General features: G+C 53.7%; 19 protein-coding genes. 12 read left to right on the top strand and 7 right to left on the bottom strand.

Translation table 11 applies throughout. The annotated features are described in order from the left end of the window. Positions 1–89: 89 nt before the first annotated feature. From F822_RS03925 to F822_RS03965, 10 genes are all read left to right on the top strand, one after another. A complete protein-coding gene (locus F822_RS03925) occupies positions 90–479 on the top strand; it encodes a RidA family protein (RefSeq protein WP_025040730.1) in 390 nt (129 codons plus the stop codon). Then, positions 476–2,584 (top strand): ATP-dependent DNA helicase RecG, encoded by a 2,109-nt coding sequence (gene recG, locus F822_RS03930; protein WP_025040731.1) that lies wholly within the window; start codon positions 476–478, stop codon positions 2,582–2,584. Before F822_RS03925 ends, recG begins: the two co-directional genes overlap by 4 nt. Before the next feature lie 73 nt (positions 2,585–2,657). Then, positions 2,658–2,822, top strand: coding sequence for a hypothetical protein (locus F822_RS15175; protein WP_156304336.1), 165 nt, complete (start codon positions 2,658–2,660; stop codon positions 2,820–2,822). Between the two features lie 93 nt (positions 2,823–2,915). After that, a complete protein-coding gene (locus F822_RS03935; RefSeq protein ID WP_231623566.1) occupies positions 2,916–3,635 on the top strand; it encodes an ABC transporter ATP-binding protein in 720 nt (239 codons plus the stop codon). A gap of 385 nt (positions 3,636–4,020) precedes the next feature. After that, positions 4,021–5,427 (top strand): polynucleotide adenylyltransferase PcnB, encoded by a 1,407-nt coding sequence (gene pcnB, locus F822_RS03940; protein WP_025040733.1) that lies wholly within the window; start codon positions 4,021–4,023, stop codon positions 5,425–5,427. Between the two features lie 9 nt (positions 5,428–5,436). Next, the gene (gene folK, locus F822_RS03945) at positions 5,437–5,940 is read left to right on the top strand and encodes a 2-amino-4-hydroxy-6-hydroxymethyldihydropteridine diphosphokinase (protein ID WP_025040734.1); all 504 of its coding nucleotides are present in this window, start codon (positions 5,437–5,439) and stop codon (positions 5,938–5,940) included. Positions 5,941–5,945: 5 nt separating this feature from the next. Further along, positions 5,946–6,587, top strand: a complete 642-nt coding sequence (locus F822_RS03950; RefSeq protein ID WP_025040735.1) for a deoxynucleoside kinase — start codon at positions 5,946–5,948, stop codon at positions 6,585–6,587. Positions 6,588–6,656: 69 nt separating this feature from the next. Further along, entirely contained in the window at positions 6,657–7,448 is a 792-nt protein-coding gene (gene panB / locus F822_RS03955) for a 3-methyl-2-oxobutanoate hydroxymethyltransferase (RefSeq protein ID WP_025040736.1), read from the top strand. Positions 7,449–7,463: 15 nt separating this feature from the next. Then, a complete protein-coding gene (gene panC, locus F822_RS03960; protein WP_025040737.1) occupies positions 7,464–8,303 on the top strand; it encodes a pantoate--beta-alanine ligase in 840 nt (279 codons plus the stop codon). A gap of 498 nt (positions 8,304–8,801) precedes the next feature. Further along, complete coding sequence (locus tag F822_RS03965; RefSeq protein ID WP_025040738.1) at positions 8,802–9,599, top strand: Crp/Fnr family transcriptional regulator; 798 nt, start codon at positions 8,802–8,804, stop codon at positions 9,597–9,599. A 94-nt stretch (positions 9,600–9,693) separates the two neighbouring features. Here F822_RS03965 and F822_RS03970 read toward each other — a convergent pair whose 3' ends face one another. Next, entirely contained in the window at positions 9,694–12,531 is a 2,838-nt protein-coding gene (locus F822_RS03970) for an aconitate hydratase (protein WP_025040739.1), read from the bottom strand. Between the two features lie 136 nt (positions 12,532–12,667). Continuing rightward, positions 12,668–13,450, bottom strand: a complete 783-nt coding sequence (locus tag F822_RS03975) for an SDR family oxidoreductase (protein WP_197272880.1) — start codon at positions 13,448–13,450, stop codon at positions 12,668–12,670. Between the two features lie 407 nt (positions 13,451–13,857). On the opposite strand from F822_RS03975, the gene F822_RS03980 reads away from it, so the two are divergent. Continuing rightward, positions 13,858–14,595: an esterase/lipase family protein gene (locus F822_RS03980; RefSeq protein ID WP_025040741.1), complete on the top strand. Its 738-nt coding sequence runs from the start codon at positions 13,858–13,860 to the stop codon at positions 14,593–14,595. 1 nt (position 14,596) lies between these two features. Next, positions 14,597–16,051 (top strand): hypothetical protein, encoded by a 1,455-nt coding sequence (locus F822_RS03985; RefSeq protein WP_025040742.1) that lies wholly within the window; start codon positions 14,597–14,599, stop codon positions 16,049–16,051. A gap of 36 nt (positions 16,052–16,087) precedes the next feature. Here the strand turns inward: F822_RS03985 and F822_RS03990 are convergent, their stop codons facing one another. The 5 genes from F822_RS03990 to F822_RS04010 all read right to left on the bottom strand — a co-directional run bounded on the left by F822_RS03990 (position 16,088) and on the right by F822_RS04010 (position 21,245). After that, a complete protein-coding gene (locus F822_RS03990) occupies positions 16,088–17,539 on the bottom strand; it encodes a bifunctional 2-methylcitrate dehydratase/aconitate hydratase (protein ID WP_025040743.1) in 1,452 nt (483 codons plus the stop codon). A gap of 120 nt (positions 17,540–17,659) precedes the next feature. Continuing rightward, complete coding sequence (locus F822_RS03995; RefSeq protein ID WP_025040744.1) at positions 17,660–18,133, bottom strand: MliC family protein; 474 nt, start codon at positions 18,131–18,133, stop codon at positions 17,660–17,662. 59 nt (positions 18,134–18,192) lie between these two features. Next, positions 18,193–19,350, bottom strand: coding sequence for a bifunctional 2-methylcitrate synthase/citrate synthase (prpC, locus tag F822_RS04000; protein WP_025040745.1), 1,158 nt, complete (start codon positions 19,348–19,350; stop codon positions 18,193–18,195). Continuing rightward, positions 19,343–20,236, bottom strand: coding sequence for a methylisocitrate lyase (gene prpB / locus F822_RS04005; RefSeq protein ID WP_025040746.1), 894 nt, complete (start codon positions 20,234–20,236; stop codon positions 19,343–19,345). Before prpB ends, prpC begins: the two co-directional genes overlap by 8 nt. A gap of 13 nt (positions 20,237–20,249) precedes the next feature. Beyond that, positions 20,250–21,245 carry a malate dehydrogenase gene (locus F822_RS04010; RefSeq protein WP_025040747.1) on the bottom strand — a complete coding sequence of 332 codons (996 nt, stop codon included), beginning with the start codon at positions 21,243–21,245 and terminating at the stop codon, positions 20,250–20,252. Positions 21,246–21,461 lie beyond the last annotated feature (216 nt).

Here is a 21,461-nt window from a genome sequence, read left to right on the forward strand (position 1 = left end):
TTCCCGTCATCATATCGCAAAGCCAACCTTCATAGTTCCAAATTTGCAGACCTTTGGAGCGAAGACACATTACAACTCAAGGAGAATACATGAAAAAAAAGACGATACAAACTACTGATGCGCCCCAGGCAATCGGCACCTATTCCCAAGGGATACGTGTAAGCGGCGGAGATACGGTTTATGTTTCGGGCCAGATCGGCCTGGACCCGATTTCCATGCAGATGGTAAATGGAGTCGAGGAGCAAATCCATCGGGTATTTTTAAACTTGAAAGCCGTGGCAGCGGCGAGTGGCGGCGTCCTCGGCGATATCGTCAAGTTGAATGTGTATCTGATAGACCTTGCCAATTTTCAAAAAGTAAACGAGATCATGGCCAGCTACTTTGATGCGCCCTATCCGGCACGCGCTGCAGTAGGCGTAGCGGCGCTGCCGCGTGGCGCGCTGGTGGAAATGGACGCGGTGCTGGTATTGCCGGGGTGAAGGGCAACACGGAATGTACTCCCACGCCTCATGCCCCTTCTCATCTGGGCAGCAAGACGGTGCAAGAAAAACTCGTCAGGCTGGGCATTGCCGATGAGTTCGATCTGGTGCTGCACTTGCCGCTGCGCTATGAAGACGAAACACATCTATATCCCATCAATGATGTGCCTGCCAACAAGACAGTACAGGTCGAGGGCGTCATTATCCGCAGCGAAATCATGTATCGCCCCCGCCGGCAACTCGTTTGTCAGATAGAAGACGGCAGCGGCACCTTGTTCATGCGTTTCCTCAATTTCTACGGTAGTCTGGCGAAGGCCTACTCCACCGGCACGCGAGTGCGATTGCTTGGAGAAGCCCGTGCAGGTTTTTTTGGCGTTGAAATGGTCCATCCAAAATGCCGGCTCGTGGGGGAGCAGGAACCGCTGGCCGATGCGTTGACGCCGGTTTATCCCACCACTGCCGGACTTTCTTCGGAAACGATACACAAGCTGATCCGTCGAGTCCTTCAGCAGACCCGGGATGCGGGCAGTCAATGGGACTATCTTTCGGAAACGCTGCCTGGTGCGGTGTTAACGCATTATCAGCTCCAGGGTTTCAAGGACAGCGTCTTATTCCTGCACCAACCTCCGCCGGACGCACCGGTCGCTCTATTGCAGGAACGCACCCATCCCGCCTGGCGCCGGATCAAGTTCGATGAATTGCTGGCTCAGCAATTGTCCATGCGCTTGCATTATCGGCAGCGCCGCAGCGGCAGCGCGCCCGTTCTGTCCGCCAGAAACAAGTTGACTGAAGCACTGCTGGCATCACTGCCGTTTGAACTCACCAGCGGGCAGAAAAAGGCTTTTTCTGAAATCAGCCGCGATCTGGCTGTGGCCCATCCGATGCAACGACTGTTGCAAGGAGATGTAGGCAGCGGCAAAACCGTCGTGGCGGCATTGGCCATGTTACAAGCCATCGAAAATAATTATCAGGCCGCACTGATGGCCCCGACCGAGATCCTTGCTGAACAGCATTATCGGAAGCTTTCCGCCTGGCTTGCCCCACTCCTGGCTCATCTGGACATGACAATTGCCCGGTTATCCGGCAATCAGAAAAGAAAACAGCGGGAAATCATGCTGGCCAATATCGTCGAAGGTAAAGCCATGCTTGCCATCGGCACCCACGCACTATTCCAGGAGCAGGTCGAATTCGACAGGCTGGGCCTTGTGATCATTGATGAACAGCATCGGTTTGGCGTTCACCAACGGCTGGCATTACGAGAAAAAGGCACAAAAAGCGGCGCCAGGCCGCATCAATTGATGATGAGTGCCACGCCCATTCCGCGCACCCTCTCGATGAGCTATTATGCCGACCTTGATGTGTCGTTGATTGACGGGCTGCCGCCCGGCAGAACCCAGGTCGTGACCAAGCTGGTCGCGGATACGCGACGCCATGAAGTCACCACCCGTATTCAGGAAGCCTGCCGCGCGGGAAAACAGGCCTACTGGGTTTGTCCGTTGATCGAGGAATCCGAGGCTTTGCAACTCAAGACAGCCCTGGAGACTTACGAAACGTTGAGCCTGACTTTCCCGGAATTGAAAATCGGCCTGGTGCATGGACGACTCCCCTCCCAGGAAAAGTCGGCAGTGATGGAATCATTCGCGCAAGGCGAGATTCATCTACTGATCGCCACCACCGTTATCGAAGTAGGAGTGGATGTGCCGAATGCCTCGCTAATGGTGATCGAGCACGCCGAACGTATGGGCCTGGCACAATTGCATCAGTTAAGAGGCCGCGTGGGACGGGGAGCGGAAGGAGGGATATGCATATTGCTGTATCAGAAGCCTTTATCCGCGACAGCCCGGGAGCGGCTCAAAATTATTTTCGAGCAAACCGACGGTTTCGAAATCGCGCGCCAGGATTTGCGCCTTCGCGGTCCGGGCGAGTTTCTCGGTGCCCGCCAAAGCGGTGTACCCATGCTGCGCTTTGCCGATCCGGAACAGGACGCGGATTTACTTGATGCGGCTCGCACCGCCGCCGAGGAATTATTGCGTGACTATCCGGAAGCTGCGAGACACCATCTTCAGCGTTGGATGGGAAGAAAAATTGAATACCTGCGGGTATAAAAAGCACCGGCATCGACGTTTGTGATTCGGGCTGCTTCATGAATTAAACCCAGATAATCCATTAGGACACGAGATGATGGCGAGGCAGGTTGCGAGACAGTTTTGCCGGTTGGGAGAAGTCCATAGCTTGGGGTATATGGACGCCGCGCAGGTAGCAAAAATGGCGGCGAAAGGCCGCAAACTGACCGCCAGCACTTGGGTAGGCTCGCAGAGCCGTCTAATGGATTATCTGGGTTAAACATGGCGCCACAAATGGAGAGAAAGGTTGGTTTTACAGATCAGGAATCTAAATCTTCGGTATCCCGACAAAATACTGTGCCAGAACCTGAGCTTGGCCATCAATCCGGGCGAGTGCTGGGCAATACTCGGCCAGAACGGTTGCGGCAAGACGACTTTGATCCATGCATTGGCCGGTTTGAGCCACGCCAATGGAAACGATGAGCCACCGGTAATAGTGGCGGGGAAAACGCCACAAGCCTGGTCTCAGCGCGAACTTGCCCGCATTCTGGGTGTTATGCTGCAGGAAGAGCCGGGCGAGTTCTGGGGAAATGTGCATGAATATGTGTTGCTTGGACGATATCCCCATGCCCGAAATATGTTTGGCTGGCAGGCTGTCGACCACGAAATCGCAAGTGAAGCCATCGAGGAAATGGAATTGACCGAACTCGCCCGCCGTCCATTTATTACGCTTTCAGGCGGCGAGCGCCAGCGCGCGCGTATTGCTTTGTTGCTCGCCCAGGCGCCACAATGTTATTTGCTGGATGAACCGCTGCAACACCTGGATCTGCGCCATCAAGCGAGTGCAATGAGACTATTCAGCAAATTGGCCGCTCAGGGCAAGGCGCTCGTCATGGTGCTCCACGATATTGGCTGGGCAAACCGCTTCTGCGACCATATCCTCATGCTGTTCGACAATGGCCGCACCATTGCGGGAACCACTGAAGAAGTACTTAGCCGGGATAATCTCGAAGCACTTTACCAGTGTAATATGACAGAATTCGTTCTCGGAAGCGCCCGCCATTTCGTGCCGGAAACGATGCCGCGTGTATAATCCTAAATCCGGCAGTTGACCGCTTATTTTTTAGTTTAGCGCAATGATCCACAAAGATTTTTTGTATCACTTGGCCTTCACCTTATTGGTGAGTTCGCTACGGGGCGGATTGAACAGTTTTTGCGGCACATGGCTGCGTTGCAACTCCTTGGAATGGAACGACCATTCCGCGTCGTTGCGCCTTGCCCTGCACCCCAAAAACCATACACTTCACCCCGTCCAACTACCGGATTTAGGATAATTCCATATTCAGCAGCCAACGGCGATTTTCAGCTCATCTTTTTGTGGGCACCATGTTCAGCAGTGTACTTTCTGCATCACTTAACCTCACCTTTTTGATGAGTTCGCCCGTGCGAGACTTATTCAGAGGCTTCCCGATTTCGTAATGATCCGTAAACTGCTCCGCCGCGTCTTCAGCCGCAACTCATCTGCTCCCGTCTCTTCTACCCGCTCTTCTTCCGCTGAGCCGCATATCATTCCACGTGAACAACATGGCATTATGCGCGGCCACATCAATCCCTGTGCGCTGAAAGTCACATCAGGCCTGCAGGAAGCCGGATATTCCGCTTTCGTCGTCGGTGGCGCAGCACGTGACCTGCTTCTTGGACTGGAGCCGAAAGATTATGACGTCGCCACGAATGCGACACCTGAGGAAGTACGCGCCGTTTTCCGCCGTTCGCGCATCATTGGCCGCCGTTTTCGGCTGGTGCATGTGATGTGCGGCGCCGAGACAGTGGAGGTTTCCACTTTTCGCGGGAGCACCTCCGCTGGCGAGGACGAAGGGACTGTAGCCGACGCGCATGCTGACGAGCATGGACGCCTTCTGCGCGACAATATATTCGGCAGCCAGGAAGAAGATGCCAGGCGGCGGGATTTTACCGTCAATGCATTATTTTTCGATCCTGTCCACGAAGAAATCTGGGACTACCTGAACGGTTATGACGACATCAAGGCACGGCGCTTGCGCATCATCGGCGACGCCAAGCGTCGATATCGCGAAGATCCGGTGCGGATGCTGCGAGTAGTTCGGCTTTCGGCAAAGCTCGATATGCAGATTGATCCGGCTACCGCCGAGCCGATTGGCGATCTTGCTCCTCTGTTGCGGAATGTGCCGCCGTCGCGGCTATTTGACGAGATGTTGAAATTACTTCTATCCGGTCACGCGCTGACCTGCGTAACCGATTTGCGTAAACGTGGATTGCATCATGGCTTGTTGCCGATGCTGGACGTTATCCTGGAACAGCCGCTGGGTGAGCGCTTCATTACGCTCGCGCTCGAAAATACGGATGAGCGTGTTCGTCAGGAAAAACCGGTTTCCCCCGGCTTCCTGTTTGCGGCCCTGTTATGGCACGAAGTACTTGCGAGGTGGAACGTTCGTCAGGCTGCGGAAGAAAAATTGATTCCTGCTTTGCATCAGGCGATGGATGACGTACTGGCGATACAGAATGGAAATCTCGCGATCCCGCGCAGGTATGATGCCATCATGAAGGAAATCTGGGCAATGCAGCCACGCTTCATAGGCAGGTCAGGACGCAGGCCATTCCGTTTACTGGAACATCCGCGTTTTCGCGCCGCATATGACTTCATGTTGCTGCGTTGCCAGAGCGGCGAGGTCGACATGGAACTGGGGGAATGGTGGGAAACGTTCCAGCATGCCAGTACCAGCGAACGTGAAGCCATGCTTTTCAAGGACGAGGCGAAAAAGAAGCGCCGAAGAAGCCGTGGCCGACGAACATCCGCCTCCGCCGATACCGCGAGCCCCGATAATGCAGTTGCGGACGAGCCGGAATAGTCCGGTACCATGAATCGCATATCAGATCGTCACGCCGTTTCCCAGGCATATATCGGATTAGGCAGCAACCTGGATAATCCTGCGTCGCAGATACGGAAAGCGTTTGAGGAGCTGGCGCGCCTTCCATCAAGCCATCTGCTGGCGCATTCCTCGCTTTATCGCAGCGCGCCGATGGGGCGTACCGATCAGCCTGATTTCATCAACGCGGTGGCGCTGATTGAAACTGCGCTCGCCCCCCATGATCTGCTCAAAGCCCTGCTTGAAATCGAGCATTTTCACGGGCGCGTGCGTGAATATCTCAACGCGCCGCGAACGCTTGATCTCGACATACTGATGTATGATAGGCTGCAATGGAACGAGGATTGCCTGATTCTGCCGCATCCGCGCATGCATCAAAGGGCGTTTGTATTGCAACCGCTTCAGGAAATTACGCCAAACTGCCATATTCCCGGACACGGTTCCATTGCCGACTTGCTGGCTGCGTGCGCGGGACAGCAAGTCGAACGAGAGTAAGCACAGTGAAGCTGGAAGAATATCGCTACATCGTGGTGGAAGGGCCGATAGGCGTGGGCAAGACCAGTCTGGCACGGCGTCTCGCCGGTCACCTGGGCAGCGAATTGCTGCTGGAGAAGCCGGGTGAAAATCCGTTTCTGGCAAAGTTCTACGATGATATTCCCCGCCATGCGCTACCGACACAATTGTTCTTTCTGTTCCAGCGAGCCGGTCAATTACAGGGGCTGGCGCAAATCGATATGTTCGCCAAGCCCACCATCAGCGATTTTCTGCTCGATAAGGACCCGCTTTTTGCCAGGCTGACCCTGAGCGATGCTGAGTATGACCTGTATCGAAAAATTTATCAGCACCTCCAGCCCGAGGCGCCGTCACCCGACCTGGTGATTTATTTGCAGGCGTCTCCCGCGACGCTGATTGAACGAGTCAAGCGACGCGGCAGCGCTTTTGAAAACAGTATTACATCGGAATATCTGTACCGGTTGACCGAGAGCTATACCCGTTTTTTTCATCAGTACGAAGATGCGCCATTAATGATAATCAACAGCGAAAATCTCAACTTTGTCGATAGGCAGGCGGATTTTGATCTATTGTTGAGGCAGTTGGAGCAGATGCGCGGCCCTCGGGAGTATTTCAATCTTGGGATTTAGCCAGGTCGATAGCAATATCAGGTCATTTTAAGTCAGGACTATCTGACGCACTACATCAGGAGCTCAAGCATGCGCACCACACAGGACGCTTTACAGAAGATGCGGGATGATGGGGAGAAAATCGCGATCCTCACTTGCTACGATTCAAGCTTTGCAACGTTACTGGAAAACGCCGGTGTTGATATCCTGCTGGTGGGCGATTCGCTGGGTAATGTGCTTCAGGGAGAGGAGAGCACCCTCCCCGTTACGCTGGATGACATGATCTATCATACCCGTTGCGTCTCACGCGGTTCGACCAAGGCATTCATTATGGCCGACATGCCTTTCGGGACGTCCCAGGTAAGCCCCCAGGACACTTTCGAGAACGCCGCCGAGCTAATGGCTGTGGGAGCAAATATGGTCAAGCTTGAAGGGGGTTCCGTCATGTCTGAAACCGTTGAATTCCTGACCCGTCGCGGTATTCCGGTTTGTGCCCATATCGGCTTGACACCTCAATCCGTACACCAGTTAGGCGGCTATAAGGTGCAAGGCAAGACTGACCACCAGGCAAAACAGTTACTGGAAGACGCGGTCGCCCTTGAAAGCGCCGGTGCCGCAATGCTCTTGATGGAAGTGGTTCCCGCTGCGCTCGCAAAAGAAGTTACCAAGAAACTGTCCATTCCCACCATCGGCATCGGGGCCGGGATAGATTGCTCGGGGCAGGTACTGGTGTTGTATGACATGCTGGGGATCTATTCCGGCAAGAAAGCCAGGTTCATGAAAAATTTCCTGACTGGCGCGAACGGGATACATGAAGCGGTTGAAAATTATGTCAGGGCGGTGAAAGCTGGAGAATTTCCCGGGCCGGAGCATGCATTCTGACTTTTGGATTGAAGCATGGAGCTTGTTGCCGATATCTCATCCTTGCGGGCGCGCCTCAGGCATAAGTCTTCCATTGCTTTTGTGCCGACCATGGGTAGCCTGCATGAGGGTCATCTGTCGCTAGTGCGTCTCGCACAGCAGGAAGCGGATTTCGTCGTGGTCAGCATTTTCGTCAACCGTCTGCAATTCGCGCCGGGAGAAGATTTTGACCGGTATCCCCGGGCTCTGGCTGATGACTGCGAATTGCTGGAAAATCACGGGGGCGCCAATATGATTTTTGCACCCGGGGAAAAAGATCTTTATCCTGTGCCGCAGCAGTTCATGCTGGAACCACCACCCGTAGCCAATATTCTCGAGGGTGAATTTCGCCCCGGGTTTTTCCGCGGCGTAGCTACAGTTGTACTGAAACTCCTGAATATCGTGCAGCCCCAGACAGCGATATTCGGTAAAAAAGATTACCAGCAACTGCATATCATGCGTGAACTGGTACGGCAGTTGAATTTGCCGGTGAAGATCGTCGCGGGAGAAACGGTACGCGCACCAGACAATCTGGCGTCGAGTTCTCGTAATCGCTATCTGACGAACGAGGAACGCGCCGAGTCAGCACGGCTTTATCAAGTGCTGCTGAAGGTGAAGCAGGAGATAGAGAACGGCAACAGAAATTTTCATGGATTGGAGGAAAACGCAAAGAAACCGCTCCACGAACATCACTGGAAAATTGATTACATTTCCATCCGGCACCGCGATACGCTGGCTCCAGCGTGCAAGGAAGATGAAAACCTGGTGATACTGGGAGCGGCCCGACTGGGCAAAACCCGGTTGATAGACAATCTGGAAATTTCTGCCAAAAATTGAATTAAAAACATCAGTAAGGCGTGTGTATGATCTGCCATTGGAATTTTGTAAGCGGATAACGACACGCCAAAACGACTCAAACATAGAGTAGCATCGCCCCGCATACGAGCCAAACTCATTTCATCCCGTCGCTGTTATTACTCTTAGCCGCTAGCGCCCTTTCGCACATCTATATAACCTATTGATTTAATGTATATTTAGCCAGTCTCTATCTGGAGACAGCTAATAATCCATAACTATCAATGAGTTATAGCCAGGCGATCCTTTTATGTTGCTCATAGGCAACATAAAATATTGTCATATTCTGTTTTTGTCCCTTTATTTTATATAACCTCCTGTTCAAGAAGGTTTAATAACGCCTGGCATGATAAATGCTTCTTTATATATCAATTGCGGTACCAAGGTCAGCCGATTTCCTCTAAATCACTGTCATCGTAGTAGTGTCACGAGCGAAGGATACACTTCGGCGGCACGGCTCAACACAAAGGAGTTCTCATTATGTCTCCACTGCACAGCCCGAAGCAGAATCGTATTTTGGCCGCCCTCCCGCGAGAGGATTATGGACGGCTCTTCGCATTTCTTGAGTTCATATCAATGCCATTGGGAAAAATAATCCATGAGCCGGGCTCGCCTATTACTCATGCATATTTTCCCACCACCAGCATTGTTGCGCCTTTGTATGGCGCGGAGAATGGGGCCTCCGTGCAACTTTCAATAATCGGTAATGAAGGGCTCACCGGTATTTCGTCTCTTTTAGGCAGCGGCAGCATGCCTGCCGGCGTGGTTGTACAGAGCGCGGGTGAGGGCTACCGGGTGAAAGCAGGGATACTGAAAAAAGAGTTCGATTTGAGGGGCGGATTACAGCACCTGGTACTTCGTTTTACTCAAGCGCAGATTACCCAAACAGCGCAGAACGCTGTTTGCAACCGCCACCATAATATAGAGCAGCAGTTATGCCGCTTCCTGCTGATGAGCCTGGACCGATTGCCGCGCCGGCAGTTGAAAATGACACATGAGCAGATTGCGATCATGCTGGGTGTCCGCCGCGAAAGCGTGACTCAGGCCGCTCTCAAGCTGCAAACGATAGGTGCAATCCACTACAGCCGTGGCCATATCACGGTTTTGGATCGTGAAGAGCTGGAAAATTCAGTATGCGAATGTTATACGGTGGTAAACGCCGAGTATGACCGCCTGCTATGGAATGATACCCCTTATTTTCCTGCTCAGCAGGGTCTGGATCGGGTTGTGCGAAACACGAGCCGAAACATGGAAGAAGAACTACGGACCGTAAACTGAGGAGAGCCCCGGACTACTTCAGCGAAAACCAGGTTTCGCCCTCCCCTACCTGATTCGAGCTGAGTAGTCCGGCTTGTCGCGTGATGACAGGCTGCTAACCTGTCATGAGTTCTCTGAGAACGTAAGGTAATATGCCGCCATGCAGGTAATAATCCACCTCGATGGCCGTATCAATTCTGCACAGTAAATCGATCTTCCGGCTTGAACCATCTTCTTCACGAATGACGAGTGTCACATCCTGCTGCGGGCGGACATCTTGCAAACCCAGAAGATCGAATTGTTCATTACCTTTGATGCCGAGCGATTGGGCGCTGTCGTCCCCTTTGAATTGTAACGGCAACACGCCCATGCCAACCAGATTGCTGCGGTGTATGCGTTCGAAGCTCCTGGCAATTACCGCCTTGACGCCGAGTAATTGTGCTCCCTTCGCAGCCCAGTCGCGGCTTGATCCAGCACCGTATTCTTCTCCTCCAAATACCAGCGTCGGTACGCCCTCCGCCACATATTTCATGGCTGCATCGTAAATGCTCATCTGCTGAGCATCAGGATAATGCAGGGTTATGCCCCCCTCGCTGCCCGGTATCATCAGGTTTTTGATACGTACATTAGCGAAGGTACCTCGCATCATCACGTCATGGTTCCCCCGGCGCGCCCCATAACTATTGAAATCGTGCTTTGATACGCCGCTTGAGAGCAGGTATTTTCCCGCGGGCGAAGTATCTTTGACGGCACCGGCAGGACTGATGTGATCGGTAGTCACGGAGTCACCGAAAATGCCCAGGACGCGCGCATTCCGTACCTCGCCGATCTGCCCGGGCTGCATGGAAAAATCTTCAAAGAACGGTGGCTCGGCAATATAAGTGGACTTTGGCCAAGTGTACACTTGGCCTGAAACCGCCGAAACATCGTTCCATAATGGATGATCCTTGGTCAAGTTGCTGTAGAGCCGGCGGAACGTTTCCCCATTGGTGGCGAATTTCATCAATGCGTGGATCTCATCCTCGCGCGGCCAGACATCCGCAAGCATGACAGCTGTCCCATCCTCCGCGAAACCCAATGGCTCAGTCGTCAAATCCCTGAGCATGGTCCCGGCAATGGCATATGCCACCACCAGCGGCGGAGAAGCAAGGAAATTTGCGCGGATGCTGGAGTGAATTCGCGCTTCGAAATTGCGATTGCCGGAGAGCACCGCGGCGCAAACCAGATCATTTGCCCCCATCGCTTCCTCGATGGGTTCGGATAGCGGCCCTGAGTTGCCTATGCAAGTGGTACAGCCATAGCCTACAAGATTAAAACCAAGTTTTTCCAGGTAGGCCAACAAGCCGGTAGCCTTGAGATACTCCGTCACCACACGCGACCCAGGTGCCAGCGAAGTCTTGATATGCCGCTTCACCGTCAGTCCTTTCTCTACCGCCTTCTTTGCCAGCAGACCCGCTGCAAGCAGCACACTGGGGTTCGACGTATTGGTGCAGGACGTAATCGCCGCAATCACCACATCGCCGTGGCCCAGATCGAATGGGCCGTTCGATATGCATACCGGTGCTTCGTCCGTATCCAGTATTGGACGATTGCTGACCATCTCCGTAACATTCCTTGCACTCCCCAGTTGCAAGGGAATGTTTTCCTGCCCTGCGCCGACGATGTGAGTCTCCCTGCCCATTTCTTTGTCATTACAACTGCGCACTGGATGACGCAGGTTCAAATCTGTCGCGCTTTTACCGTAGCCGCTTTCCACAACGGGTTTGGTAAAGAGTTCGGTAAACCTGGATTTGATATTGTCGATTTCAATGCGGTCCTGAGGGCGCCGAGGCCCTGCCAGCGAGGGCGACACCGTGCCCAGGTCAAGCTCCAGTTCACGTGTGTAATCGATGTCGCCCTTGCGGGGTGTACCGTACATCTCCTGAGCCTGAAAATAGGATTGAAGCGCGGCGACTTCCTCTTCGCTACGCCCGGTACCGCGAAAATACTCGATGGTGGCGTCATCCACGGGAAAGAAGCCCATGGTGGCGCCATATTCAGGCGCCATATTGGCGATAGTGGCGCGATCAGGCACGGATAACGACGCGGTACCTTCACCGAAAAATTCCACGAACTTGCCCACCACGTGAGCTTTGCGCAACATCTCGGTAACGGTCAGCACCAGATCGGTGGCGGTGACGCCGTCACGCAAACGGCCTGTAAGATTTACACCGACCACGTCAGGAGTGAGAAGATAAACCGGTTGCCCCAGCATCCCGGCTTCCGCTTCTATCCCCCCGACGCCCCAGCCTATGACTCCGATGCCATTGATCATAGTGGTATGTGAATCCGTGCCGACCAATGTATCCGGATACACCACGCCATCTTTCTGGTGCACCCCACGGGCGAGATACTCCAGATTCACCTGGTGCACAATACCGATGCCCGGGGGCACTACCGTAAACGTGTCGAATGCCTGCATGCCCCACTTTATAAATTCATAACGCTCATTGTTGCGACGGAATTCAGTTTCCATGTTGAGCTTGAGCGCCTGATCGTTACCGTAGTAATCGACCTGAACCGAATGGTCAACCACTAGATCAACAGGCACCAGTGGCTCGATGAGCTTAGGGTCCCTGCCCATTTTTTCCGCCACACCACGCATTGCTGCCAGATCAACCAGGAGCGGTACACCGGTGAAATCCTGCAGCAGGATGCGCGATACTACAAAGGGAATCTCATCCATCCGCGCCGCATTGGGTTGCCAGTTGGCGAGTCGCCTCACATGGGCTTCTGTGACTTTCTTGCCATCGCAATGGCGCAAAACCGATTCCAGCACAATACGAAGGGAGATCGGCAGACGTGAAATCTTACCCACGCCCGATGCTTCGAGCGCAGGCAAAGAATAAAACTTTGCTTTCCTGTTCGCGGAAAGAGCAATTTCCTTTTGTGTGTTGAATGGATTGTGAGTCATGGATGCTCCTTAAAAAATTGCCGTATCGGTCGAGCCAGGATTTGCGGAAATCATTTCCACCGGGTGGATCAGAATCTGCGACCCCTGAACCGAGCAAGCCAAACTGAGCGAGCCGTTTGACGATCCTCGATCAAGATCACCTGGCGATATCTTTGTTATTTTTTTCCGCCTTATATTCTGCAATATCAGCTTCGATTACGCTCCTGGAAAAACTCTGGTAGGCAAGCCCGATGCGTTTGGCCATTGTGTCGGGAAAGAGATGGAAATCTCCCGATTTCAGTGCGGCGATTATACCTTCCGCCACGACGGACGAAGGCTCGGCATTTCCACTCAAGCCAGCCTTATCGGACATGTCAGTGGCGATAAGACCGGGATGCACGCTGAGCACTGCTGTGCCCTGCTGGCCCAGCAACTCGCGCAACGCCTGCGTGAGAGAGTAAGTGGCCGCCTTGGAAGCGGAGTGGGTCGCAAAGTTCGAAGCGCATTTCAATGATGCGATCGAGTTGAGCTGGACAAACCCACCGCCGCCATTTGACTTGAGAATCGGACCAAAGGCTTGCGCCATGCGGATCAACCCGAATACATTGATCTTCATTGCCAACTCGAGCGAATCTATCGCATCGCTGTCCAGCGGGGTTGAAGCCCTGAAGACAGCTGCATTGTTAACCACCACCTGAACATCGCTCGTTCTATCCGCCAGCGCTGTGATAGTCTCCGGCTCAGCCAGATTCAACTGAACCGGTTCCACCATGTCGCCATAATGCTCGGTCAGCGGTATGGCAGAATCCAGGTTGCGAACCGCAGCATAGACTTTCGTTGCGCCATGATGCAGGAAAGCATCGACTATCGCGCTGCCTATTCCGCGATTCGCTCCCGTGACAAGTGCTATCTTGCCTTTGATGTCGCAGGTTATTTTCATTTTATGTATAACATTGGCTTGGCATGAATCGATGTCGATGTGGCTAACCATGAACACGCATTCAATTATATTCCGCTTGAAACCTTCCGCGCAGCTCTTATTCAGAACTTCCTTATGTCTCGCGATTTTGAGCCGTTGAGGTTCTGGATTCAGTCAACGCTTGTATCCGATGGAACAAGAGGAAAGGGATGAGTCTATCATTGGAGCCCGGCGAAGAGATTACTTTCTCACGACCATTAATGTTAGTAGCATAATCCCTAAATGGCGCTTGAACCCGGAATATTGTCTAGTATGAAGAAGAGGACGGTAATAATGCAGTTCGGCCCCTATCTGGGCGCGCAGCATGCCGCAATCTTTGCCGCTGATCTGGATGCGACTCGCTGGGTTTTCTTATAAGAACATTTTTTATGGCACGCACCACGCTGGCTCTGTTGCATGGTTTTCTCGGTTTCTCACATAGAGGGCCTATTGAATATTTTCGCGGTGTAAAGGGGGCGTTGCGCGATATGCATATTACGCCCCTTATCCCCGAAGTGCCCACCGCCGGCACCATAGCCGAGCGCGCGGAAACGCTTGCCTCAAAACTTCTTCGCGGCAACACATCTACCTTTGCCTTGGTGGCGCATAGCATGGGCGGGCTGGATGCCAGATATCTGATTAGCTATCTCGATCCGGATCACCGCATAAAAAGTTTGCTTACTGTTTCCACCCCGCACCGCGGCAGCCCATTGGCGGCATGGATGCTTGAATCGCGCGGGTCGATTCCGGCCTGGTTTCGGTACATTGGCCGCCCGGCGCTGGATGAGCTGACCCCAAAGGCATGTGCAGCCATGTCTATCCCGGACCGCGAGGATGTGGATTACGCTTCCTACGCGAGTTGCCGCCCTGCTGGTGAGCTTCCATTCTGGCTCAAACCCTATGGATACATTATTTCCGAGGATAACGACGGAATGGTTCCACTTAGCTCCGCGCAATGGGGAAAATTTCGTGGCATCATGCGCGCGGATCACGTGGAACTGCTCGGGTGGAGCCTGAGCTTGCCTGATACGCGATCCGAGAGGCCTTTCGATCACCTCCGTTTTTGGAAACGGGCAGCCGCCGAGGCTATCGCCGCGGCAGAGGAAAAAACAAGTAAAGGGGAATAGCATGGATCAAAACGAGGGAAAGAAATGGCACATGCCCTGGTACGACTGGTCGATATTTGTGGTGCCAGGGGCCTTTATTATCGGCCTTGGGCTCGAGTCCGCCCTTGGTTCTCCAACAGGCCCTGATGAGCTCCCGTACCGCGATTTCCGGGCTATTGCGCACTGGTTTGACCCGGTGTTTTTCCAGTATAACCTCGTCATGACATTGCTGACGGTACTGGTCGTGCCATCGCTTGCTGTAAGCTATATACAAACCATGTCGAACCGCAAGGAACAGCGATTGCAACGCGAGGTTCCGGCCGAGCGTCGTAGCGAAATCCGCCGGAGGATGGGGCGGCGTGCTTCCTTTAGCGCCTATCGGGGGAGTGTCTGGTTGACCACGACTATCGTGCTGCTTGGCACCTCGATCCTGTTGCTGTTCAAACCCATCTCTTCAGCAGGTGGAATGGGTGTAGATTTCAGTCTTGGCGCAAACATGTTGATGATGGGGCCTTTCGCAGAATTATACGAAAGAGATCCAGAAGCCTATTACTCCCATCTTATCCGAAACCAGATCGCCTTCCAGTTCGGTTTCCTGGGCGCATATGTCTATTTCATCGGTTCGGTAGTCCGTGCATACTTCACAATGGATCTGACCTCTCTCACTTTCGTCGATGGCGCCATCCGCATGATCGTCGCGAGCATACTGGCATTGGTGCTCTCCTTCGCCTTCGACTTCGCTTTCCCTACCGAGCTTAAATTAGCCTCTACCTCAGCTGTTGCACATGACGCCGATTCCATGCCTGCGGCCGAATCCTTGCCTCCCGCTACCGCCTCGACTACTGGCGAGGCTGTACAAGATGGTGCACGGAGCGGTCTGCAAGGCAATTCTGAGAGGGCAAGTGCAGCGCTTCCGGCAAGCCTGAGCCTGCTTCCGGTCATAGCCTTTTTCTTTGGCTTCTATCCGAAACGGGCGACCCTGGCAATCGAACGTATCGCACTCAGGATAATGAAGGGTATTGTTTCCGACGATAGTTATCGCGCGCTTCCACTTTCCATGCTTGCGGGAATGAGCTATACGCACGAACTGAGGCTGGAACGGGAGGGTTTCGATAATATTGAAAACCTGAGCAACGCCGATGCCGTGGATCTGGCGGTGCGCACCAGTTTCAGCTACGGCCAGCTGAAGCAATGGATAGACCAGGCCTGGCTTGCCACTCACTTGCGGGAAGACTATCCGGACTTCGTCCGGCGCACCGGTATCGCAAGTAGTGATGAACTGCGCCATTTTCTGACCAGCTGCGATTCCGCAAAGGTCGACGGAGTGGAACAACTGGTGGCAGGGTTATCGACAGACCCGGCCACCAATCCATCGTGGAAGGTCAGGCTGGCAGCAATTAAAATATTGCTCGATATCGATTCTGCTCTGCCGGAAAACTGTGGCAATCCGGATACTGGTGAGCATGGATCGGGCTGATGCAGGCGCAAGTATTCTTCTGGAAGAATACTTGGGTTAAATCACAAGCATATCGACAAACTGATTGACTGGTGTTTCTTCGAGTTTTCGTGCATCAAGGCAGAGGTCGAATATCGCCTTTTGCTGTTTTGTCGGGAAACGGCGCGCAAGATTGATCCTGAATTTTTCCTCCAGTAGCGGAGTGCCTTCGTTGCGGCGGAATCGATGGCCAATGGGGTATTCCACGACGACCTCATCCAGTTTGCTGCCGTCCATGAATTCCACCGTCAGACCGTTGGCGATGGAACGCTTTTCAGGATCGTAATAATCCCTGGTGAATTGCGGATCCTCGACACACGTTATTTTTTCGCGGAGCGCGTCGATTCGCGGATCGGCGGCAACAGTATCCTCGTAATCGGCGGCGGTAAGTCTTCCAAAAATAAGCGGTACCGCAACGATGTACTGAATGCAATGATCGCGGTCCGCGGGGTTGTTGAGCGGCCCTTTTTTGTCGATGATGCGAATCGCAGCCTCGTGAGTGCGGATGACGATTCTCTTGATATCGGTGATTCGCTCCCTCAAATGGACGTGCAATTGCATCGCACACTCCGCTGCTGTCTGGGAATGGAATTCTGCGGGGAAGGAAATCTTGAACAACACGTTTTCCATGACGTACGAACCCCACTGTTTGACCGGCCTCGGGAATTTGAACGATTGCCCCTTGAACAGTACATCGTAAAAACCCCAGGTCCTGGCAGTGAGAGCCGAGGGGTAGCCCATTTCTCCTTTAAGCGTGATCAGCGCCAGCCAGACGGCTCGACTGGTGGCATCGCCCGCCGCCCAGGATTTGCGCGATCCGGTATTGGGGGCATGGCGATAAGTGCGCAGCGATTGTCCATCCACCCAGGCCTGTGAAAGTGCGTCAACGATCTGGTCGCGGTTCCCGCCGAGCAAATGCATCACGACCGCGACAGATGCCACTTTCACCAGCACGACATGATCCAGCCCAACCTTGTTGAAACTATTCTCCAACGCAAGGCAACCCTGAATTTCATGGGCCTTGATCATCGCCGTCAGTACGTCGCGCATCGCGAACGGTTTCTCTCCCTCGGCCACAGCCTTGCGCGAACACCAGTCCGCAACGGCAAGTATCCCGCCCAGATTATCCGATGGATGACCCCATTCCGCAGCCAGCCAGGTATCGTTGAAATCGAGCCAGCGAATCATCGTGCCGATATTGAATGCCGCCTGTACCGGATCGAGCTCGAATCGTGTACCGGGAATTCTCGCTCCGCCCCGCACCGTGGTTCCGGGAATGAGCGGCCCCAGCAGCTTGGTGCAAGCCGGATAAGTAAGCGCTTCCATCGCACAACCCAACGAATCCATCAGGCAATGGCGTGCGGTTTCGTAAGCAAGGGTGCTCCGGATATCGCGGTCAACAACGTAATCCGCGATATCCACCAGCACTTGATCGGGTTGGGGGCGAATATTAGAGATGTGGGATGACATATGGCTATTTATTGTAGGTCGGGCTCTGCCCGACAACTTTTTCATGTCGGGCAGAGCCCGACCTACTTTGAATCAGCAACCAACTTCTCCGCATCGAACGATCTATCCGAGACCCCTTCATTAATCTTGAAATCCTATACTCGTCACTTGAACACACATCTCGATTATTTCTCCTGTAGTCCCGTCATCTTCATGACGGAAGAGCGTCCCCTGTGACCCCTGCCCCACGCCCTTCGTCCACCATTCCAGCCCACCACCGACGTAGCGTGCACCGCTGCCCGATATCGCCACAATCATTTCGCGAGCCCTACCCTCGTACCGCACAATGGCTGTGGTGCTGGAGTGATAAGATGCATCCACCGTATGACCACTCTTGCAGTGATATGCAATTGGCGAATCAGTACCGATTTTTCCAGCAAAAGGTGCACTCGAATGGGAGAAGTAAGTACAGCCGACCAAGGCACCAATAACGAAGAGAAAAGTAATGCGAATCAGCAGTAATGAAAGCGCAAGGATTGAAGTTGCACGCGACAGCTTGAGAACTGATATGTTGTCTATTACTACACCTGTTCGGCCTGGATACCTCTTTTGCATGCGGCTTGTACAGAGAGGTTCCTTGTTTCTTGCTTATAATTAGGGTCCAATCAATCCGGCTACGTTCGCGCCGAAATCGGCACAAACTCCCGCTCCTCCGGCCCGATATAATTCGCGGAAGGCCGGATAATCTTGTTGTCCATCCGTTGCTCGATGATATGCGCGGCCCATCCGCTGGTGCGCGCGATCGCAAACAGGGGTGTAAACATCGCTGTCGGTACCCCCATCATGTGATAGCCCACGGCAGAGAACCAGTCGAGATTGGGAAACATTTTCTTTATATCCCACATTACTGTTTCCAATCTCTCTGCAATACTGAACATTTCCGTATTGCCAGCTTCCACTGAAAGATTCCTCGCAACCTCCCGGATGATCCTGTTACGTGGATCGCCGCTCGTATATACCGGGTGGCCAAATCCGATGATGATTTCCTTATCCGCTACGCGGCGGCGGATGTCCGCCTCGGCCTCATCCGGGCTGCCATAGCGCGTCTGGATATCGAATGCAACCTCATTGGCGCCGCCGTGCTTGGGGCCGCGTAACGCGCCAATAGCACCGGTGATTGCCGAGTAGAAATCGGACCCGGTGCCGGCAATCACGCGAGCGGCAAAAGTGGAAGCATTGAACTCGTGTTCCGCGTACAACACCAGTGAAGTATGCATTGCCTTCACCCACGACTGGGGTGGTGGTTTGCCGTGCAGCAGGTGCAGGAAATGTCCGCCTATGGAATCCTCATCAGCTGCCAGCTCTATACGACGATTATTGTGCGAGTAGTGGTACCAGTAAAGCAGAATGGAGCCGAGGCAGGCCAGAAGCCGGTCCGCCAGATCACGCGCGCCATCGATGGTATGTTTCTCCGCCTCCGGCACTATCGTGCCCAATGCGGATACACCGGTGCGCATCACATCCATCGGATGAGCGGTTGCCGGAATCGCTTCCAGAATGGTTTTAACGCCGGCGGGCAGATCGCGCAGGCTTTCGAGTTTCTCCTTATACGCAGCCAGTTCGTCCAGCGTGGGCAACTTCTCATGCACCAGCAGATAGGCAATCTCTTCGAACTCACAGCTGTCAGCCATGTCGAGAATGTCATAGCCGCGATAATGCAGGTCGTTACCTGTTCTGCCGACGCTACAGATGGCGGTATTTCCTGCTATCACACCTGATAACACCACGGATTTCTTGATTCTGGCAGGAGCGCTTTCGGTGGTCTTACTCATTTTCAGGCTTTCTGGATTCGGAAAACATGCTATTCAATTTCTCCTCGTAGGCATGATAATCGAGAAAATCATATAGCTCGGCGCGAGTCTGCATGGCTTCGATCGTCTTCTTTTGGGTGCCTTCGTTGCGTATTGCCCGGTACACGTTCAGGGCAGCAGCGCTCATGGCGCGAAATGCGGATAGTGGATAAAGCACCAGTGAAACGTCGGCCTTGGCCAATTCCTCGACTGTATAAAGGGGCGTCGCGCCAAACTCGGTTATGTTGGCTAGGACCGGTACGCGCGCGATCGCGGCGAATCGGCGGTAGGTGTCCAGTTCAGTCACGGCTTCCGGAAAGATCATATCCGCGCCCGCTTCAACGCAAGCGCACGCCCTGTCCATGGCGGATTGCAGTCCTTCAACCGCCAGTGCATCGGTGCGCGCCATAATGACAAACTCAGGGTCGGTCCTGGCATCCACCGCAGCCTTGATGCGATCCACCATCTGCGCCTCGCTGACAATCATCTTGCCCGGAAGATGACCGCAACGCTTCGCTTCAACCTGATCTTCGATGTGCATCGCCGCTGCGCCGGCTTTGATCATTGATTTCACCGTGCGGGCGACATTGAGAGCACCGCCGAAACCGGTATCCGCATCCACCAGTAGCGGCAGATCGGTGATGTCCGTGATGCGGCGCACATCGGTCAGTACATCGTCCAGCGTCGAAATAGCAAGATCGGGCACGCCCAGCGACGCCGCTGCCACACCGCCGCCGGAAAGATAGAGTGCTTTGAACCCGGTTCGGGCCGCTAGGCGCGCTGCGTACGCATTGATACAACCCGCCACCTGCAGAGGCTTCTCTTCGGCAAGCGCGGTGCGAAAACGAGAACCAGCGGAGATGATCATAGGCGTTGAAAAATCAAGCTGCGGACTTCCCAAACAAATGCTTCACGGAATCGCGCTCATCCACCAGTTCCCGATACGCAGCCTGCATTTTTTCCTTACTGAATTCGCTGATCTCAAGATCAGGAACGATATGGTAGGCCCCCTTCTCGCATACCACGGGGAAACCATACATGACACCATCAGGAATCCCATAGCTGCCATCGGAAGGGATGCCCATGGATACCCAGTCATTTTCTTGCGTGCCATAAACCCAATCACGGATATGAGCGATGGCAGCATTAGCGGCGCTTGCTGCGCTCGACATACCACGCGCCTCGATGACCTCCGTACCGCGATGCTGCACGGTAGGGATGAAATAATCTTCTACCCAAGCAGGGTCATCGATGAGGGAGGCGGCCTTATTGCCACCAACCTCGACATGATTCAAGTCGGGGTACTGCGTGGCGGAATGGTTGCCCCAGACAATCATTTTTTTTACGCTGCCTACCGATTGCCCCAGTTTGATGGCAATTTGTGATAACGCGCGATTATGATCCAGCCTCATCATTGACGAAAAATTGGCCGGCTTCAGGTCGGGCGCATTTTTCATGGCGATGTAGGCATTGGTGTTGCAGGGATTGCCCACGATCAGGACCTTCACGTCGCGGTGGGCAACTTCATTCAGCGCCCTGCCCTGGCCGATAAATATCGTGCCGTTCGCCTCCAGCAAATCTTTACGCTCCATACCCTTGCTGCGTGGGCGCGCACCCACGAGCATTGCGATATCGGCGTCGCGGAAAGCGGATTTGGGATCATCGGCGATGGTTACGTCCGCCAGCAGCGGAAATGCGCAATCATCGAGCTCCATTATGACGCCCTTGAGCGAAGGCAATGACGGCGGTATGTCCAGCAACTGCAGAATGACAGGCTGGTCCTGGCCAAGCATATCTCCCGCAGCGATGCGAAACAGTAGACTGTAACCGATCTGGCCGGCTGCACCCGTGATCGCTATACGAATAGGACGATCCATTCCTGCACTCCTGTAGGTGAGTTGCCGGGACAAGAAATTTCTTGGAATTTACCACGCATCCGACGCGCTTGTCTAACACGCATCCGGCACGCTTATCCAACGTAGCGAAGTCCGAAACTCACCCATCAATGGATGAGTAATGCACCTTCCTTCGTATTCGCATTTTATGCTCAAGCATCCCGCTCGATGCGAAGGATTTAAAAAAAAGATTTTTTA

This window comes from Nitrosospira briensis C-128 (genome assembly GCF_000619905.2).
Taxonomy (GTDB): Bacteria; Pseudomonadota; Gammaproteobacteria; order Burkholderiales; family Nitrosomonadaceae; genus Nitrosospira; species Nitrosospira briensis.

Coding starts and splice junctions, on each gene's coding strand:
- F822_RS03925 (WP_025040730.1), top strand. CDS start 90: ATGAAAAAAAAGACGATACAAACTACTGATGCGCCCCAGGCAATCGGC.
- F822_RS15175 (WP_156304336.1), top strand. CDS start 2,658: ATGATGGCGAGGCAGGTTGCGAGACAGTTTTGCCGGTTGGGAGAAGTC.
- pcnB (WP_025040733.1), top strand. CDS start 4,021: ATGATCCGTAAACTGCTCCGCCGCGTCTTCAGCCGCAACTCATCTGCT.
- folK (WP_025040734.1), top strand. CDS start 5,437: ATGAATCGCATATCAGATCGTCACGCCGTTTCCCAGGCATATATCGGA.
- panB (WP_025040736.1), top strand. CDS start 6,657: ATGCGCACCACACAGGACGCTTTACAGAAGATGCGGGATGATGGGGAG.
- panC (WP_025040737.1), top strand. CDS start 7,464: ATGGAGCTTGTTGCCGATATCTCATCCTTGCGGGCGCGCCTCAGGCAT.
- F822_RS03965 (WP_025040738.1), top strand. CDS start 8,802: ATGTCTCCACTGCACAGCCCGAAGCAGAATCGTATTTTGGCCGCCCTC.
- F822_RS03970 (WP_025040739.1), bottom strand. CDS start 12,531: ATGACTCACAATCCATTCAACACACAAAAGGAAATTGCTCTTTCCGCG.
- F822_RS03975 (WP_197272880.1), bottom strand. CDS start 13,450: ATGAAAATAACCTGCGACATCAAAGGCAAGATAGCACTTGTCACGGGA.
- F822_RS03980 (WP_025040741.1), top strand. CDS start 13,858: ATGGCACGCACCACGCTGGCTCTGTTGCATGGTTTTCTCGGTTTCTCA.
- F822_RS03985 (WP_025040742.1), top strand. CDS start 14,597: ATGGATCAAAACGAGGGAAAGAAATGGCACATGCCCTGGTACGACTGG.
- F822_RS03990 (WP_025040743.1), bottom strand. CDS start 17,539: ATGTCATCCCACATCTCTAATATTCGCCCCCAACCCGATCAAGTGCTG.
- F822_RS03995 (WP_025040744.1), bottom strand. CDS start 18,133: ATGCAAAAGAGGTATCCAGGCCGAACAGGTGTAGTAATAGACAACATA.
- prpC (WP_025040745.1), bottom strand. CDS start 19,350: ATGAGTAAGACCACCGAAAGCGCTCCTGCCAGAATCAAGAAATCCGTG.
- prpB (WP_025040746.1), bottom strand. CDS start 20,236: ATGATCATCTCCGCTGGTTCTCGTTTTCGCACCGCGCTTGCCGAAGAG.
- F822_RS04010 (WP_025040747.1), bottom strand. CDS start 21,245: ATGGATCGTCCTATTCGTATAGCGATCACGGGTGCAGCCGGCCAGATC.